The sequence below is a fragment of the Mesorhizobium sp. B2-3-15 genome (assembly GCF_006442875.1).
Taxonomy (GTDB): domain Bacteria; phylum Pseudomonadota; class Alphaproteobacteria; order Rhizobiales; family Rhizobiaceae; genus Mesorhizobium; species Mesorhizobium australicum.
Window position 1 is genome coordinate 92,946 of record NZ_VFVO01000005.1, and the last position, 15,440, is coordinate 108,385.

17 protein-coding genes are annotated in these 15,440 nt (G+C 63.1%); 7 read left to right on the forward strand and 10 right to left on the reverse strand.

Features of this window, described 5'->3' with window-relative positions:
- Position 1 precedes the first annotated feature (1 nt).
- On the reverse strand, positions 2-1,183 hold the full coding sequence (locus tag FJ954_RS12125) for a cell wall hydrolase (protein ID WP_140661442.1): 1,182 nt from the start codon (positions 1,181-1,183) through the stop codon (positions 2-4).
- A gap of 144 nt (positions 1,184-1,327) precedes the next feature.
- Positions 1,328-2,608: an MFS transporter gene (locus FJ954_RS12130; protein WP_246681061.1), complete on the reverse strand. Its 1,281-nt coding sequence runs from the start codon at positions 2,606-2,608 to the stop codon at positions 1,328-1,330.
- A gap of 116 nt (positions 2,609-2,724) precedes the next feature.
- On the opposite strand from FJ954_RS12130, the gene FJ954_RS12135 reads away from it, so the two are divergent.
- Entirely contained in the window at positions 2,725-3,645 is a 921-nt protein-coding gene (locus FJ954_RS12135) for a LysR substrate-binding domain-containing protein (RefSeq protein ID WP_140617334.1), read from the forward strand.
- 37 nt (positions 3,646-3,682) lie between these two features.
- On the opposite strand, the gene der is transcribed toward FJ954_RS12135, so the two are convergent.
- Together der and FJ954_RS12145 are read right to left on the reverse strand one after the other, a co-directional pair.
- Positions 3,683-5,113 carry a ribosome biogenesis GTPase Der gene (gene der / locus FJ954_RS12140; protein WP_140661443.1) on the reverse strand — a complete coding sequence of 477 codons (1,431 nt, stop codon included), beginning with the start codon at positions 5,111-5,113 and terminating at the stop codon, positions 3,683-3,685.
- Between the two features lie 61 nt (positions 5,114-5,174).
- Complete coding sequence (locus FJ954_RS12145) at positions 5,175-5,840, reverse strand: tetratricopeptide repeat protein (protein ID WP_140661444.1); 666 nt, start codon at positions 5,838-5,840, stop codon at positions 5,175-5,177.
- A gap of 192 nt (positions 5,841-6,032) precedes the next feature.
- Here FJ954_RS12145 and FJ954_RS12150 point away from each other — a divergent pair, with 192 nt between their 5' ends.
- On the forward strand, positions 6,033-7,040 hold the full coding sequence (locus FJ954_RS12150; RefSeq protein ID WP_140661445.1) for a polysaccharide deacetylase: 1,008 nt from the start codon (positions 6,033-6,035) through the stop codon (positions 7,038-7,040).
- Positions 7,041-7,070: 30 nt separating this feature from the next.
- Here the strand turns inward: FJ954_RS12150 and sbmA are convergent, their stop codons facing one another.
- The 3 genes from sbmA to FJ954_RS12165 form a co-directional block, all read right to left on the reverse strand.
- Positions 7,071-8,330 (reverse strand): peptide antibiotic transporter SbmA, encoded by a 1,260-nt coding sequence (gene sbmA / locus FJ954_RS12155; protein ID WP_015318863.1) that lies wholly within the window; start codon positions 8,328-8,330, stop codon positions 7,071-7,073.
- A gap of 113 nt (positions 8,331-8,443) precedes the next feature.
- Positions 8,444-9,604 (reverse strand): YbfB/YjiJ family MFS transporter, encoded by a 1,161-nt coding sequence (locus FJ954_RS12160; protein WP_140661446.1) that lies wholly within the window; start codon positions 9,602-9,604, stop codon positions 8,444-8,446.
- A 78-nt stretch (positions 9,605-9,682) separates the two neighbouring features.
- Positions 9,683-9,913: a hypothetical protein gene (locus FJ954_RS12165; RefSeq protein ID WP_246681062.1), complete on the reverse strand. Its 231-nt coding sequence runs from the start codon at positions 9,911-9,913 to the stop codon at positions 9,683-9,685.
- An 83-nt stretch (positions 9,914-9,996) separates the two neighbouring features.
- Here FJ954_RS12165 and FJ954_RS12170 point away from each other — a divergent pair, with 83 nt between their 5' ends.
- Genes FJ954_RS12170 through FJ954_RS12180 form a run of 3 tightly spaced genes read left to right on the forward strand, consistent with a single transcriptional unit; the run spans position 9,997 to position 12,619 of the window.
- Complete coding sequence (locus FJ954_RS12170) at positions 9,997-10,989, forward strand: LysR substrate-binding domain-containing protein (RefSeq protein ID WP_140617340.1); 993 nt, start codon at positions 9,997-9,999, stop codon at positions 10,987-10,989.
- Positions 10,986-12,242, forward strand: coding sequence for an aminopeptidase (locus tag FJ954_RS12175; RefSeq protein WP_015318867.1), 1,257 nt, complete (start codon positions 10,986-10,988; stop codon positions 12,240-12,242). Before FJ954_RS12170 ends, FJ954_RS12175 begins: the two co-directional genes overlap by 4 nt.
- Positions 12,243-12,265: 23 nt before the next feature.
- Positions 12,266-12,619 carry a DUF488 domain-containing protein gene (locus tag FJ954_RS12180; protein WP_015318868.1) on the forward strand — a complete coding sequence of 118 codons (354 nt, stop codon included), beginning with the start codon at positions 12,266-12,268 and terminating at the stop codon, positions 12,617-12,619.
- Positions 12,620-12,718: 99 nt separating this feature from the next.
- On the opposite strand, the gene FJ954_RS12185 is transcribed toward FJ954_RS12180, so the two are convergent.
- On the reverse strand, positions 12,719-13,069 hold the full coding sequence (locus tag FJ954_RS12185) for an ArsC family reductase (RefSeq protein WP_140661447.1): 351 nt from the start codon (positions 13,067-13,069) through the stop codon (positions 12,719-12,721).
- Between the two features lie 163 nt (positions 13,070-13,232).
- Here FJ954_RS12185 and FJ954_RS12190 point away from each other — a divergent pair, with 163 nt between their 5' ends.
- Together FJ954_RS12190 and FJ954_RS12195 are read left to right on the forward strand one after the other, a co-directional pair.
- Complete coding sequence (locus FJ954_RS12190) at positions 13,233-13,589, forward strand: metalloregulator ArsR/SmtB family transcription factor (protein WP_140661448.1); 357 nt, start codon at positions 13,233-13,235, stop codon at positions 13,587-13,589.
- Positions 13,586-14,065, forward strand: a complete 480-nt coding sequence (locus FJ954_RS12195) for an SRPBCC family protein (protein ID WP_140661449.1) — start codon at positions 13,586-13,588, stop codon at positions 14,063-14,065. The genes FJ954_RS12190 and FJ954_RS12195 overlap by 4 nt, the downstream gene beginning before the upstream one ends.
- A 93-nt stretch (positions 14,066-14,158) precedes the next feature.
- On the opposite strand, the gene FJ954_RS12200 is transcribed toward FJ954_RS12195, so the two are convergent.
- Both FJ954_RS12200 and FJ954_RS12205 read right to left on the reverse strand, forming a co-directional pair.
- Entirely contained in the window at positions 14,159-14,512 is a 354-nt protein-coding gene (locus tag FJ954_RS12200; protein ID WP_140617345.1) for a nuclear transport factor 2 family protein, read from the reverse strand.
- Between the two features lie 125 nt (positions 14,513-14,637).
- Entirely contained in the window at positions 14,638-15,240 is a 603-nt protein-coding gene (locus FJ954_RS12205; protein ID WP_140661450.1) for a 2'-5' RNA ligase, read from the reverse strand.
- Between the last annotated feature and the right edge of the window lie 200 nt (positions 15,241-15,440).

Genomic DNA, 15,440 nt, shown 5'->3' on the forward strand with positions numbered 1-15,440 from the left:
TTCAGCTCCAGCCACCACCATAGGTCCGGTAGAAGATATGCAGGCCGATCTTGGTCATCTTCTGCATCGTGCGGGCCCAGCCGGGATGGACGTAATTGGCATAGTAGTGGGTCGACGATCCCACTTCCGGAATGAAGATCTTGCCAGCGGTGACGGCCATGCCGACATCCTGAGCGGTCTTGTAGGCGACCGGATTGTCGATGCGCTTCTTCCTGCCGTCGCAGGCGAAGGAGAACTGGCAGCGGTTGAACCAGCTGTCGTTCTGGTAGACGACGCCGCAGATCGAATTGGGATAGGCGGGGTTGCGGACCCGGTTGAGGATCACCTGGGCGACGGCGGCCTGACCGCGCACGGCTTCGCCGCGGGCCTCGAAATAAATGCCGTTGGCCAGGCACTTCTGCTCCGGCTTGGAGAAGACGCTCGCCGGAAGCGGATTCTGGATCCACGAATGGTCGCCCTTGGCCATCGGCGGAATGAAGCGGCCGCTGTTGGGCTCTTCATCCTGAAGCAGGGCTTCAAAGGGCGAGGCCTTGGCATAGTCCGGCGCGGATTGCGCATAGGCGGTCGCCAGCACATCGGGATGGTCGTTGTTGACCAGGGCCGCAAGCATGGCCGGCACGCCGGGATCCGGCTTCTTGTCCTCACGCGCATGGAATGCCGCGGCGATCTGGATTTCCTTGCCTTTGATCCGCGGCTTGGCGAAGGCCATTTTCAGATCGCCGTCCATGCTCGGCCGCGTCAGCGAGGAGGTCCGCTGGAAGATCGAGCCGGCATTGAAGTTCTTCGGTGGCGCCACGGGAGAGACCTGGACGATGCGGCCCTTCTTGTCGGCGCGCACGACGCGATCCTCGTCGGGCGACCCGCTGACCTTGCCGCCCTTGCCGCGAAACGAGACGGCGCCGACACCGGGAAGGCGAACACCGGAACCCGAGATCGAGCTGGTGACGTCGGAATCGACGAACGGCATCTCGGCGGCGTGGACCGAACCGGCGACGGATTTCTCGACATAGGAATTCCAGCGCGTGGTCGGCGATTCAAGGCCGGAAACGAGGCTGGTCATGTCCTGGTAGGCAGCGACGGTCGGAAAGCCGATCCAGATACCGAGACCGATGATGAACGGAGACACAAGGCTGCGTTTCTCACCGGCGGCGGCCATCAGCCGCTTCAACACACGTCGATGCACGGAACTCTCTCCAGGAACGCAACTGACCCCACTGGAGAGCAAAATGATGCATTAACCTTGATGGGACGTTAACGAGGTCGGTCAGGTTTTCTCGATCGGCTAGAGGTCGTGGTTTCGAAGTCGGGCGATTTTGCGGCGGCAGGCTCAGGTCCGCCGCAGGAAGATCGGCCAGGCGACCAGGGCGCAGGCGGCTGCCGACAGCCACACGCCGGGCCATGACCAGAGGTGCAGCAGCCCTGGAATGGCCACCGGAACCAGGAAGAAGCCGACGAAGACAAAGCTGTTGGCAAGGCTGAGTGCGGTTCCGACATGGCCTGCACCGGCAAGCGTGGCAAGCTCGGTATAGGCAACGCCGTGCCAGGCGGAGACCGAGATGCCGGCAATGACAAGCACCAGGGGCAGGACAGCGATCAGGAAGGATTGGCTGGAAGGCGTTGCGTGAGCCGCCAGAACCAGCAACCAGAGCACCACGAAGGCCAGCGCGCTCAGCGCACTGCACAAGCGAAGAAATTGACGGCGGTTGCCGTGGCGGTCGGTAAAGCGGCCGCTCCAGACGCGCATGACCATGGCGCCGACCTGTACAGCGGCGAGGCTGGCGCTGATCGCCGTCGTGCCAAGCCCGGCAAAGTCGTGCAGGAACACCGATGCGAAAGTGAGGACCGCCACCTGCGGAAAGCAGAGCAGGCCGATGGCGGTCGAGATGCGCCAGACCTCGATGTTGCGCAACGGTGCCGGTCCGGCCACATCAGATGAGACGGCGTCGCCCGCCATCGGCGGTTCGTGCAGCCAACGCCAGGCGAACAGGGCGGAGAGAGCGGATGCCGCCGCCAGAAGCCCGAACACCGCGGCGAAACCGAAAGCCAGGGCAAGCGAAGGCAGGACGAGCGCGCCAAGGCCGCCACCAAGCGGCACCGCCGTCTGCCGGATGCTCATGGCAAAACCACGCTCCTTCTCCCGGAACCAGCCCATGATTGCGCGGCCGCTCGAGCCATTGACACTGCCGCCGAGCAATCCCGTGACGAGCAGGCTTGCCGCCAGCAACGTGACATCGGGAATAGTTGAGCTTGTCGGCACGACGAGCATCGCCATCGCAAGCAGCCAGGCCGCCGTTGCACCGAGGCCGATCAGAAGCACGCGGCGATCCCCCCAGCGGTCGGTGAGCAGGCCCCATGGCAGCTCACTGAGCGCAACCCCCAGTCCAAGAAGACCGAGGGCCAGGCCAAGCTCGGCATTGCTCAAATGATAGCCCTGGCGAAGCACGACCGCCGTTGCCGGTATGCCGGAGAAAGTGGCCGAGAAACCGGCATTCGCGGCAACCCCGATGCCAAGAACCTTCCAGCGGTGGTTGGGGCCGAAGGTCCGGCCGGCCGCGGCGATGCCTCGCCCGGATAGCTGGCAATCGTTGCGAATGACGGTGGCAGACATGATTCCATTCCCGTGACGCCGGCCGAGCGGCCTTGACGGGAGGCATATAGCGCCATAGCTTCATCCATAAAATCAGGAATATTTTGATCAATAATCCTGAAAATAGGGATGATCTTATGCGCCGCGTCACCTTCGATCTCGACGTGCTGAGGACTTTCGTCACCGGCATGGAACTGGGAAGTTTTGCCAGGGCAGCTGAGCGGCTTGGCCGCTCGACCTCCGCCGTCAGCGCGCAGCTGAAGAAACTGGAAGAGCAGGCCGATACGCCGATCTTCCGCAAAGCGGGGCGCGGCCTGTCACTGACCGAAGCCGGCGAGACGATGCTCGGCTATGCGCGGCGCCTGATCGAGCTCAATGACGAGGCCGCCCTGGCAATCCGCGACATCGAACTGGAGGGCTGGGTGCGGCTCGGCCTGCAGGAGGATTTCGGCGAGGCCGTGTTGCCGGAAGTGCTCGGTCGCTTCGCTCGCGCCCACCCTAAGGTTCGGATCGAAGCACGGATTGGACGTAGCCACGAATTGGCCGAGCGTGTCCTCTCCGGCAACCTCGACATTGCGCTCGCCTGGCATGATGGTACGACGCTGCCGTATAGCCGGCATGTCGCCGACGTGCAGGCGCGCTGGATCGGCCCGTCGAAACCGATGGAGGCGGGCCCCCACGATGGCGAGGCGCTGCAGCTGGTCGTGTTCGAGGCGCCTTGCCTGCTGCGCACCGTGGCGACCGAGACGCTGGATCGTGCCGGGCGGCCCTGGCGGATGGCGTTCTCCAGCCCCAGCCTTGGCGGCATATGGGCTGCGGTGGCGGCGGGCCTCGGGCTGACGATCCGCACCGATATCGGCCTGCCCGCGAATGTCCGGGCGCTCGCGCCCGGAATGCTAGGACTGCCGCCGCTGCCGAAGATGGCGCTGCATCTGCATCAGAAGGACGCCGAGCTCGATCCGGTCGCGGCGCGGCTGGCCGGCATCCTGCTGCAATCGGCGTTCGAAGCGTTGCCCGAGGGCGCCGAGATGAAAGAGAACCTGCTGAAAGTCGCTTAGCCGCAGCTCTCGGCGGAGGGGGTTGCCACCTCGGACCTCAGCGCTTCTTCGCGCGGCCGGCGAAGGGGTTGTCCGAAGTGCGCAGCGCGATGCGGATCGGCACGCCCGGCATGTCAAAGGCTTCGCGCAGGCTGTTGGAGAGATAGCGGACATAGCTTTGCGGCATCGCGTCCGGCCGCGAACACTGGACCACGAAGCCCGGCGGCCGGGTCTTGGCCTGGGTGACGTATTTGACCTTCAGCCGGCGTCCGGCGACGGCGGGCGGCGGGTGATGCGTCAGGATGGCTTCAAGCCAGCGGTTGAGCTTGCCGGTCGAAACACGGCTGTTCCAGACCTTGTGCGTCTTCAACACCGCATCCATCAGCTTGTCGAGGCCGCGTCCGGTCTCGGCCGAGACCGGCACGGCCTGGATGCCGCGCGCCTGCGGCAACAGCCGCTCGGTCTTCTCGCGCAGTTCGGCCAACAGTTCCTGCGGGTTGTTGATCAGGTCCCATTTGTTGAAGGCGATCACCGGTGCCCGGCCCTCGCGGATGATCAGATCGGCGATCTGCAGGTCCTGCTTTTCGAAGGGAATGGTGGCGTCGAGTACGATGATGACGATCTCGGCGAAACGGATGGCGCGCAGGCCATCCTGCACCGACATCACTTCCAGCTTTTCGTGGATCCTGGCCTTGCGGCGCATGCCGGCGGTGTCGAACAGTTTGATGCGGCGGCCGCGCCAGTCCCAGTCGACCGAAATGGAATCGCGGGTGATGCCGGCTTCCGGTCCCGTCAGCAGCCGCTCCTCGCCGATCAGCGCGTTGATCAAGGTCGATTTGCCGGCGTTCGGCCGGCCGACGACGGCGATGCGCATCGGCTTGGTGTCGTCATAGGATGGCTCGGCGTCCGGATCGGCGATGTCCTCGCCGATCAGCACCTCGCTGGCGGCGGCCTCTTCGTCGTCTGTATCCTCGTCTTCACCGAAGGCGCGCGCCTCGCCGAGCGCTTCGATCACGGCGTCGCGCAGGTCGGGCATGCCCTGGCCGTGCTCGGCAGAAACCGGGATCGGTTCGCCAAGGCCAAGTTCCCAGGCCTCCAGCATGCCGCCCTGGGCGCCCTTCGCCTCGGCCTTGTTGGCGACCAGCACGACCGGCTTGCCGGATTTTCGCACGATCTCGGCAAAGGTCCTGTCATCCGGCAGCAGGCCGGACTTGGCGTCGATGGTGAAAAAGATCAGATCCGCCTCGCGGATGGCGATTTCGGTCTGCGCGCGCATGCGGCCCGGCAAGGTCGAAGCGCCGGCGTCCTCGAAGCCCGCGGTATCGATGACATCGAAATGCAGATCGTAAAGCTTGGCGGCGTGGACGCGGCGGTCGCGGGTGACGCCCGGCGTGTCGTCGACAAGCGCCAGCTTTCTTCCCACCAGCCGATTGAAAAGCGTCGACTTGCCGACGTTAGGTCTGCCGATGATGGCGACTTTGAATGTCATCCGACCCTACATCTTCCACGCATGTCGTGGTGCCAAACCGCTGCGCGCCTTGGGCAACGGGTCACGATGCACTGCCCGACCCGCGGATCAGCTCGGACATCAAGGTCGCCCGCTCGCGCGTGTTGCGCGGGGCGCCATCATCGGCGGCGATCTGATCGAACAGCTTCAGCGCATCCTGGGTCTTGCCTTCCTTCCAGGCGGCAAGGCCAAGCGCCTCGCGCGCGCTGTGGCGCAGCGTGTTGGTGTCCGACGTCAGCGCCTCGACGCGGCTCGACACGTCGGCGAAGGAGCCATGATCGACGAGCAGGAACGCCGCCCTCAGCCGCGCCATGTCGCGCAGGCCCTGGGGAATGGCGGTGTCGGCGGCGACATCGTCGAAGTCCTTGACGGCGGCATCGACGTCGCCCTTGTTGGCCTTGACCGTCGCGGCACGCATGCGGGCGAGCAGCGGATAGGCGCCGTAGCCATCCTTTGCCAGCTGATCGAGCGCGGCCAGCGCGTCATCGTTCTTACCGTCATTGGCGAGCTTCAGCGCCTGCGAGAAGGCATCGCCGGAGCGATTGGCGCGCGTCTCGTCCCAATAGCGATAGCCGACGAAGGCCGCGGTGCCGAGCACCACAAGCACCGCAATGACAAGCAAGGCCGGGCCAAAACGGTCCCACAGCTTCTGCGCCTGCTCGCGACGCATCTCATCATTGACTTCGCGAATAAAACTGTCGTCGGACATCAATCATAACCATTCCTGCCCCGGGCCGGGGCGGTTCATGAGCCCGCGTTTTAGCGAAATTTTGTCGGCATGGAAGGGGTTCGGCCGGAAAATCGGCTATTCCCGGGGCAAACCCACGAAAACCCAATCCCACCGGCGCCACATTTGCGCGATAGCCGGCTTGCCGACCACCCGGAGCCCGTGAATTTGCCGATGCCTTGTTTGTCCCGCGTTGTTTTGTTCTCGCTTGCCTCACTCGCCACCGCCGGCGTGGCCCTGGCCGATCCGCCCGCGCCACCAGCACCGGCGAGGCCGAAGCAGATCGTGATCATCTCCTTCGACAGCGCGCGCGACATCTCGCAGTGGAAGCGCAGCCGGGCGCTGGCCCAGCGCACCGGCGCGCATTTCACCTATTTCCTGTCCTGCGTCTTCCTGCTGTCGCCCGACACACGCGGCCAATACACCGCGCCGGGCAAGACGGCGGGCAAATCCAACATCGGCTTCGCCGCCTCCAGGCAGGACGTGGCAGAGCGGCTGGAACAGATCGGCCTCGCCGCCCATGAGGGTCACGACATTGCCAGCCACGCCTGCGGCCATTTCGACGGCAAGGACTGGAGCAAGGCCGACTGGCTGAAAGAGTTCGCCTCTTTCGAGCACATTTTCGAGAACGCCTATGCGATCAACGGCATTGCGCCCGAGCCCGAGGGCTGGCGGGAATTCGCGCGGCATGCGGTGGCGGGTTTCCGGGCGCCGTATCTGTCGACTGGCAAAGCGCTTTACGAGGCACTCCCGGCAGCCGGTTATCGGTTCGACGCAAGCGGCGTTTCAATGGGTCCTGCCCTGCCGCCGACCGTTGGCGGCGTCACCCGCTTTTCCCTGCCGCAGATTCCCGAAGGGCCGAAATCACGGCCGGTGATCGCCATGGACTACAATCTGTACGTCCGCCATTCCGGCGGCTTCGAGCGGCCTAGCAACGCCGGCGAGTTCGCGGACCGGACCTATCAGGCGTTTCGCGCCGCCTTCGACGCGCAATATCGGGGCAAGCGCCTTCCGCTGGAACTCGGCTTCCACTTCACGCTGATGAATGACGGCGCCTACTGGAATGCGCTGGAGCGTTTTGCCGGCGAAGTCTGCGTCAAATCAGATGTCGAGTGCATCAGCTTTCGAGATTACATCTCGCGGCAGGATGGCGGCCAGAAGCAGGCGCCGGCTGGCGGCTGAGCCGCCAACCGGCGTTTCGTCAGAGCATCCCTAGGCCGGATCCCCGGCCCCCTGCCTTGCCAGATAGCGCTGGTCGATATCGGGCAACGGCTCGCCTTGCAGCGTCGCCTCGAAGGCGCGCAGGCGTTTGTGCACCGATTGCAGCTCGACGATGGTCGACCATGAGGTAAGCAGGAACTGCAGCGAACCCGTCACCTTGCCGAACGCGTTCGATATCTGATTCAGCGCGCCGAACGTTATCTTGTGCGCGACCAGCGACGGGCCCAGGATCAGCAGCGAGAAAATGTTGTCGGCCTGAAGGTAGGTGTACCGGACGACGTTGAAATAGATGTAGTGGAAATAGAGCCGGAAATAATTGTGCCGGACATTGGCGAACAGCTCGGCGGTGGTGGCGGGTTGCGCCCTGTCCGCATGATCCTCGCCATAGACCAGCTCCTTGCGGTAAGCGGCTTCGACGCGCTGGTTTCGGAACTGCAGGCCGGGAAGCTTCATGCCGGCAATCATCACCGAGATCGTGCCGAACAGACACCAGGCAAGTGCCGCGACCACCAATGGCTGCGGGATCGCGCCGATGATCGGCAGTTCGCTGATGTGGGCCTGCAACTGGATCATCACCGGCAGGAAGGCGATCAGGGTCATGATCGACTGGACAAAGCTGGAACCGAGATCCTCCATGATCTGCGAGAACCGCATCGTATCTTCCTGGATGCGCTGCGAAGCGCCCTCGATATGGCGCAGCCTGCTCCAGTTCTCGATAAAGTAGTTGTTCATGGCTGTGCGCCAGCGGAAGATCCAATGGCTGACGATAAAGGCGTTGACCACCTGCACGTTCATGCCGACCAGGGCCAGCCATGAGAAGTCGGCCAATCCGGTGTAGAACTCGGCGTTCGTCGACTTTCCGGTCCCCGACATCAGCCCCTGTACATAGTCGAAGAACGGGCCGTACCACGCGTTGACGGCGACGCTGACCTGCACGTTGAAATAGATGAAGAACAGGATGACCGCCGTCATCAGGATCGACCAGCGCTGCCATGGGTGCGGCGAATACCAACTCCAGAACGCGTAGAAGATGGCCACGCAAAGCGTGAAGTAGATATAAAACCAGAGAAATGGCTTCGATACGAGAATGGCGATGCCGATGATGGGTGGCGCTCCGGGAGCAGCAGGCGGCATGCCGAAAACCGCCCCCAATTGCTCCCCGCCGAAAAACCAGAACAGGATCGCCGCAAGGCTCCAGATGGCGGCCGAAGAGAAGAACAGCTTCGGCTGCGGGAAGAAGGATACGAACACTGTGGCGAATTCCTCGATCGATGCGCAAATCAGCAGGTTTGAGCCGGCATAAGGTCACACATTAGGGGGAAAGAAAATGCCTGCCCGATGCCGGTGCAGAGCAAGACCACAAATCATGGCGATTTTGGCGCAGCCGACCATGTGACGGCGCCGGAGACGACCAGGACGGCCGCGGCGACGATCGAGGCGAGGAAGAAATCGCCCGATGCCTGCGCCAAAAGCCCGGCCGCGATCGGGCCGATGATCTGGCCAAGCCCGAAGGAGGCGGTCATCAGGGCAAAGATGCGCCGGGGCGACGCTGGGGCCTGCTGCCGGGCGGCCTGCAGGCCAAGTGCCGTGATGGCAATGAACGTGCCGCCGAGCAGCACGCCGCCAAGCAGCGGCCCCATGCGCCCGCCGGTGGCGACGCTCGCGGTAACGCCGACAACTTCGACGAAACATCCCAAGGCATAGGCGGCATAAAGCCCGATCCGCGCCGCTATCTTCTGCCAAAGCCAGACCGAAGGAAAACCGGCAAGACCGGCAACCATCCACACCATGGCCTCGAAGACGCGGCTGCCGCCGCCTTGGCGCACGATGGCCACGAGGAAGGTCGCCGTCACAACATAGCCGAAACCGAACAGGCCATAGGCGACGATCATCTTCATCAGCGACCGATCCTTCGGCAGCGCCGTTTCACGGCGGACCTCGCCATTGGTGAGCGGACCCTGGTTCACCAGCAGCGCCACGGCGACGAAGCCGCAAGCCGAAATCGCCCCCGACCACAGCCAGCCCTGCGCCCAGCCGGCATGTTCGGTGACCAGCACCGCCATCATCGCCGCCGATATCGCTATGCCGAGGCCGACGCCGCCGAAATGCCAGGCCTGCAGATCGCCGCGCCCGGCGGCCGCGATATGGCTGAAAACGATGCTGGCCATGAACACCATGACGAAAGCGCTCGCCAGACCGGCCAGAAAACGAATGGCGACGAAGGCGGCCATAGCGTCGGTCAGCCCCATCGAGGCGGCCAGCACGGCGCTGGCACCGAGGGCGCCCAGCATCAGCAAACGCTCGCGTCCATGTGCCCAGCTGCCCGCCGCCACCAACGCGCCAACGAGATAGCCTAGATAATTTGCCGAGGCGATCCAGCCGGCATTGGCCGGCGACAGATGCAGTTCCTCCATCATGCCAGGCAGGATCGGCGTGTAGACGAAGCGGCCGATGCCCATGGCAACTGCCATGGCGATCATGCCGGCGAAGGCGTAACGCAGCGCTGTCGATTGGGGCGAAGTCATTGCAGTGCACAATAGATGTGCGAGCGGGTGAAACAATCCGCCTCGTGTTGGGCCAGTGCCCGGATCGCGATCGCGCGCTCAGCAGCGATCGCCGAAACCGGCGCTCGGTGAAATGGTCTCATACGCGGTCCGGCGCGCCGTCAACCGGAACGGCACATCACCGAGTTCGCGCTCCGACATTACATCCAGCGCGGGATGGGCAAGCGGATCGGTCAGCCAACTCAGCGTATCGAAGTCGCAGCCCGTGTCATCCGGCGAAGTGGCCGCGACCAGGGCCTTCAGCAACATGCTCAGCATTTCCGGCTCCATGGGCCTGTTTCCACCCATAAGGTCTGCCGTTTCGATATCCCTTTCAATTGAGATTTCGGCCGGATCGGTTTAGAAAATCTCAAATGGCCATGCTCAACCGCGTTCATCTCAACGGCCTTCGCGCCGTGGAAACCGTCGCCCGTCTCGGCTCGCTCGCCGCCGCCGCCGGCGAACTCAATGTTTCCGTCAGCGCCGTCAGCCAGCAGATCAGCCGCACCGAAAAACAGCTCGGCCAGGCACTGTTCGAGCGCACGACCAGCGGCCTCGTCCTGACCGAATTCGGCGCCGTCTTCGCGGCCCGCCTTGGCACTGGATTTCGCGAGCTTGCCCAGGCCGTGGCACTGGCCGACGAAGCCAGCCAGTGCACATTGGTCGTTTCGGCGGCACCGGCCTTTGCCTCCAAATGGCTGCTGCCACGGCTGTCGCGGCACTTCGACCGGCATCCCAACGTGCTGCTGCGTATCGACGCTTCAGTGCGGCTGGCCAATCTCGATCACTCGGACGTCGACATTGCCATCCGGCTTGGCGACGGCAAATGGCCGGGTGGAAAGGCGGAGCTGCTTTTGGCGCAGGAAGTCTTCCCGGTCTGCGCGCCCGGGATTGCCAGAAAACTAACGTCGATCTGCGACCTCGCCCAGACCTGCGCCATCACCGACGAGCGGGCGATGATCAACTGGGAAAGCTGGTTCGCGGCCGCCGGCGTTCAACCCGTTACCTTCCAGAAAGGCGCGAGCTTCACCGACCCGATGCTGTGCCTGGAATCGGCGATCGCCGGCCATGGCGTGATGCTCGGCTGGCAATTGCTGACGGCCGATGCGCTGGCCGACGGGCGCCTGGTGGCGCCGTTCGGAATTCGCGCCCAGAGCGGCCTCGGCTACTGGCTGGTGACCTCCGCCACCAAGGCCGAGAGCCGCAAGGTCCGGGACTTCATGATCTGGATCAAGGAAGAGATCGCGGCGACGATGGCGCGGTTCGGATCGTCGGTCGCGGAGCCCAGCGGCACGATCACGGTGGAAAGCACCGCGGCACCGGTCTATGTTCAATCAAACATCCCAAGACGACAGGCAGGATCATGACCACACATTCGCGCGGCGTTTCCGCAACGATCGACCCGGTGAAGCTCGACAGGCTGGCGGAAGTCGCCATCAAGGTGGGGCTGCAATTGCAGCCCGGACAGGACCTGGTGCTGACATCGTCGATCGCGGCCCTGCCGCTGACCAGGCGCATCGTCGAACACGCCTACAAGGCCGGTGCCGGGCTGGTGACGCCGATCTTCAACGATGACGAGATGACGCTGGCGCGCTACCGCTTCGGCGCCGATGCTGGCTTCGACCATGCCGCCGGCTGGCTCTACGAAGGCATGGCTAAGGCCTTCTCCAACAACGCAGCCCGGCTTGCCGTGCGCGGCGAGGATCCGTCGCTCCTGTCGGCGCAGGATCCGGCGAAGGTGGCGCGCGCCAACAAGGCCAATTCGATGGCCTACCAGCCGGCGCTGGAGAAGATCACCGGCTTCGACATCAACTGGAACATCGTCGCCTATCCGGATCTGGCCTGGGCCAGGCAGGTTTTCCCCGGCGATGCCGACGATGTGGCGGTCGCGAAGCTCGCCGACGCCATCTTCGCCGCCTCGCGGGTGGATGTGGAAGACCCGATCGGCAACTGGACGGCGCACAATGCGGCGCTGCGCGGCCGCACCGAATGGCTCAACGGCCATGATTTCCATGCCCTGCATTTCGCTGGACCGGGCACCGACCTGACGGTCGGGCTGGCGGATGGCCATGAGTGGATGGGCGGCGCCTCGACCGCCAAGAACGGCATCACCTGCAATCCCAACATCCCGACCGAGGAAGTTTTCACAACTCCGCATGCGCGGCGCGTCGAGGGCCATGTCTCCTCGACCAAGCCGCTGTCCTACCAAGGCACGCTGATCGACGACATCTCGGTGCGCTTCGAGGGCGGCAGGATCGTCGAGGCCAAGGCGTCGAAAGGTGAGGACGTGCTGAAGAAGGTGCTCGACACCGACGAGGGCGCGCGTCGTCTGGGCGAAGTGGCGCTGGTGCCGCATTCCTCGCCGATCTCGGCCAGCGGCCTGTTGTTCTTCAACACACTGTTCGACGAAAACGCCGCCTGCCACATCGCGCTCGGCCAATGCTATTCGAAATGCTTCGTCGACGGCGCCTCGCTCAGCCCTGACGAAATCGCGGCGCGCGGCGGCAACAAGAGCTTCATCCATATCGACTGGATGATCGGGTCGGACAAGATCGACATTGACGGCGTCGCCAAGGATGGCAGCCGCGTGCCGGTGATGCGCAAGGGCGAGTGGGCCTGAGGGGTTCGGCGTAGGGAGGTCGAATGGCTTTCGACCTGATGGTCAAGCGGATTTACGAACCGCCCGCTGCCGATGACGGGCAGCGGGTGTTGGTTGACCGCATCTGGCCGCGCGGCGTCAGCAGGGAGCATGCCGCGCTGGCACTGTGGCTGAAGGAGATCGCGCCGAGCGACGACCTGCGGAAGTGGTTCGGGCACGAGCCGGCACGTTGGGCGGAATTTCGGAAGCGGTACGGGGCTGAGCTCGACGGGAATGGTGAGGCGGTTGCGCAGCTGCGCGGCTTGCTTGGCGAGGGCAAGGTAACGCTGCTCTACGGCGCGCATGATGAGGCGCACAATAATGCGGTGGCGCTGGCGGAGTATTTGAGCGCGGGTTGAGGCGCTCGGACCTTCGCAAACAGGCGGGACAGCGCCCCCCTCTGTCCTGCCGGACATCTCCCCCACGAGGGTGGAGATCGGACGTCGCGACGCTTCCGCCTACTTCCCCACCGTCTGCTCATAAACCTCCGGCTTGAAGCCAACCACCACCCGATCGCCGATCTCCAAGACCGGCCGCTTGATCATTGTCGGCTTGGCCAGCATGAGCGCTTTCGCCTTCTTCTCGTCGAGGCCTTGCTTGTCCGCCTCCGGCAGTTCGCGAAACGTCGTGCTGCCCTTGTTAAGCAGCTTTTCCCAACCGACCTTGCCGACCCAGCCATTCAGCTTGCCCGCCTCGATCCCTTCTGCCCGATAGTCGTGGAAACGATAGGGAAGGTCATGGCTCTCCAGCCAGACGCGCGCCTTCTTGATCGTGTCGCAATTGGTGATGCCGTACACGGTGATGGTCAAAGTGCTCTTCCCTTGGGCTGACAGTCGAATCCGTTTCGCAGCCTAAAACCGCCCTTCCCGCTTGGCCAGCAGCTTGGCCAACATTGCCGTAAATTTGCGCTTGCCAACACTAAGGAAATTACCTAAGTGTTTTCGACCGCTTTGACAACCCGGGGACCGATCGATGACCAGCCTCCAGAGTAGAAATCCAAGCCTCCCGCCGATCGACGGCATTTTTCGCGCGCTTGCCGACCCGACGCGACGGCGCGTGGTCGAGCGGCTGAACAGGAGCCCTGCTTCGGTCAGCGAACTGGCCCAGCCTTTCGAGATGGCCCTGCCATCCTTCATCGACCATCTCAAGATTCTCGAAGGCTGCGGGCTGGTTCGTTCGCAAAAGACCGGACGGGTCAGGACTTACGAGCTTGCGCCTGAACCGTTGAAGCTCGCCGAAAGCTGGCTGGCCGAACAGCGTACAGTTTGGGAACGCCGCCTCGACCAGTTCGATGCCTATGTCATGACCCTCAAGGAGACAGAAAAATGAGCTATCCGTTCAAGCCGGATCCTAGACTGGACCTGACGCTGGAGCGCGTAATCGATGCGCCGCGCGAATTGCTTTGGCGAGCCTGGACGACACCTGAGCATGTCAGGCAGTGGTTCACGCCGAAGCCGTGGCTGATCACCGACTGCGAGATCGACCTCAGGCCGGGCGGCCTGTTTCGGACACGCATGCAGTCGCCCGACGGCAAGGAGGTCAGTGACCGCCACTGCTGCTATCTGGAAATCGTGCCCAACGAGCGGCTGGTGTGGACGGATGCGCTGCTGCCCGGCTATCGACCCTCGGGCGAGCCTTTCATCACCGCGGTCATTTCGCTCCATCAGGATGGCCAGGGTACGCGCTATACCGCCACAGCCATTCACCGTGACCAAGCCACCCGCGACAACCATGAAGAGATGGGTTTCTTCGACGGCTGGGGCACGGTGGCCGATCAACTTGCGCAGTATGTGAAGACGATTTGAACGCTCCCAGCGGCCAGAGGATCGCTCTGGCCGCCGTGCAAATTTTCAACCTTGCCGCAAAGAGAGCAAAGCTGGGAAGACCGATTTCCGGCCTCAGTAGTAAAAGCGCTCTTCGGTGATCTTGCCGTTCTTGACCGTGTACAGGCCAACCTCATCCATGGTGACACGCTCGCCGGTGGCCTTGGGCGTTATGTCAAAGGTGAAGCGCACCGCGAATTGATCGCCGTTGACATAAGGGCCCTCGACCGAGCCGCCATGCACTTCGTGGTTCTCTTGCCACCACTGGCTTTTCTGCCTGAGGGCCTCCTTGCCGTGACTGACGGCCATCGGCCCCTCCATCGCTTCGTAGCTGATGATATCGTCCGCATTGTATTTTTCGGCAGCACCTTCGTTGTTGCCCTGCTTGAGAAGTTCGGTGAACTCCTTGGCGATTTCCGTGACGGTCATTTTTGTTCCTCCTGTTCAGACGCATTGCAAGTAGGGAACCGCTTGCGGACCTGCCATCGCGGACAGGTCGATAGCTGACATGACCCTGTCAGGATGGGGTGTCGCGCGAACCAGCGCGTCCTTCGTTACATCGCAATCAGCGGCCAACGTTCCAGAAAGTCATATTGCGTCAGCCCGCGCAGGCTGTGCACGAGAATGAACTCCCGCGCCACGAAGCTGATCGGCTCGATCGGCAGTTGTGGGATAAGTTTCTGGTCATAGGCAAGGGTCATATGAGGGACGAACCCGTCTGACGCCTTCAGGCCTTCACGCAGCATTTCGACGCCGAGATTCCCGCTCAGTTCACAAACCGGTCCGTCATCGGCCACAAGCACGAAGGGATGCTTGGCCGGTCGGCCTGTTGTCGCCGGGCGGCCAGGAAAGCTCCTGGCGTGGCGAAAGGTGATCTCAAAAGCAGGCATCTTGACGCGCTGCCCCGATCGGGTGGCCGCAAAGATGATCTTCGACCGCAGCCGCTTGTAGTCCCCGACATGCTGCTGGCTGACATGAAAACGCTCCGGTATCAGCGGTGAGCCGGCTATGCCACATTTGTCGCATAGCCGGCTTTGACAATCAGCAAACCGAAAATAATCCCCTGCCTGCAGAAACACGCCGAAGAAGACACGATCGGGCTTTTTGGGCCGCCTTGGCGGTTCTGGAATTCCGAAATCTAGTTCGCCTTGGTACATTACCTATACGCTCGCCAAGGAACGCCTCCGTTCTGTTCTGGCGCCCAGAACAAAACACGAACAATTCTCTGAGTCAAGTTCGAGTAACCGGACCCTAAAGTCCGGTGATGTCCTTGATCTCCGGAGACAGTGGATGACCCAGTCGGCATTTCGCGGCCACTGCCCGATTGCTTGGATGGGATAGACCTTTGAATGGAATC

Coding starts and splice junctions, on each gene's coding strand:
- FJ954_RS12130 (WP_246681061.1), bottom strand. CDS start 2,608: ATGTCTGCCACCGTCATTCGCAACGATTGCCAGCTATCCGGGCGAGGC.
- FJ954_RS12135 (WP_140617334.1), top strand. CDS start 2,725: ATGCGCCGCGTCACCTTCGATCTCGACGTGCTGAGGACTTTCGTCACC.
- der (WP_140661443.1), bottom strand. CDS start 5,113: ATGACATTCAAAGTCGCCATCATCGGCAGACCTAACGTCGGCAAGTCG.
- FJ954_RS12145 (WP_140661444.1), bottom strand. CDS start 5,840: ATGTCCGACGACAGTTTTATTCGCGAAGTCAATGATGAGATGCGTCGC.
- FJ954_RS12150 (WP_140661445.1), top strand. CDS start 6,033: ATGCCTTGTTTGTCCCGCGTTGTTTTGTTCTCGCTTGCCTCACTCGCC.
- FJ954_RS12160 (WP_140661446.1), bottom strand. CDS start 9,604: ATGACTTCGCCCCAATCGACAGCGCTGCGTTACGCCTTCGCCGGCATG.
- FJ954_RS12165 (WP_246681062.1), bottom strand. CDS start 9,913: ATGGAGCCGGAAATGCTGAGCATGTTGCTGAAGGCCCTGGTCGCGGCC.
- FJ954_RS12170 (WP_140617340.1), top strand. CDS start 9,997: ATGGCCATGCTCAACCGCGTTCATCTCAACGGCCTTCGCGCCGTGGAA.
- FJ954_RS12175 (WP_015318867.1), top strand. CDS start 10,986: ATGACCACACATTCGCGCGGCGTTTCCGCAACGATCGACCCGGTGAAG.
- FJ954_RS12180 (WP_015318868.1), top strand. CDS start 12,266: ATGGCTTTCGACCTGATGGTCAAGCGGATTTACGAACCGCCCGCTGCC.
- FJ954_RS12190 (WP_140661448.1), top strand. CDS start 13,233: ATGACCAGCCTCCAGAGTAGAAATCCAAGCCTCCCGCCGATCGACGGC.
- FJ954_RS12195 (WP_140661449.1), top strand. CDS start 13,586: ATGAGCTATCCGTTCAAGCCGGATCCTAGACTGGACCTGACGCTGGAG.
- FJ954_RS12200 (WP_140617345.1), bottom strand. CDS start 14,512: ATGACCGTCACGGAAATCGCCAAGGAGTTCACCGAACTTCTCAAGCAG.
- FJ954_RS12205 (WP_140661450.1), bottom strand. CDS start 15,240: ATGTACCAAGGCGAACTAGATTTCGGAATTCCAGAACCGCCAAGGCGG.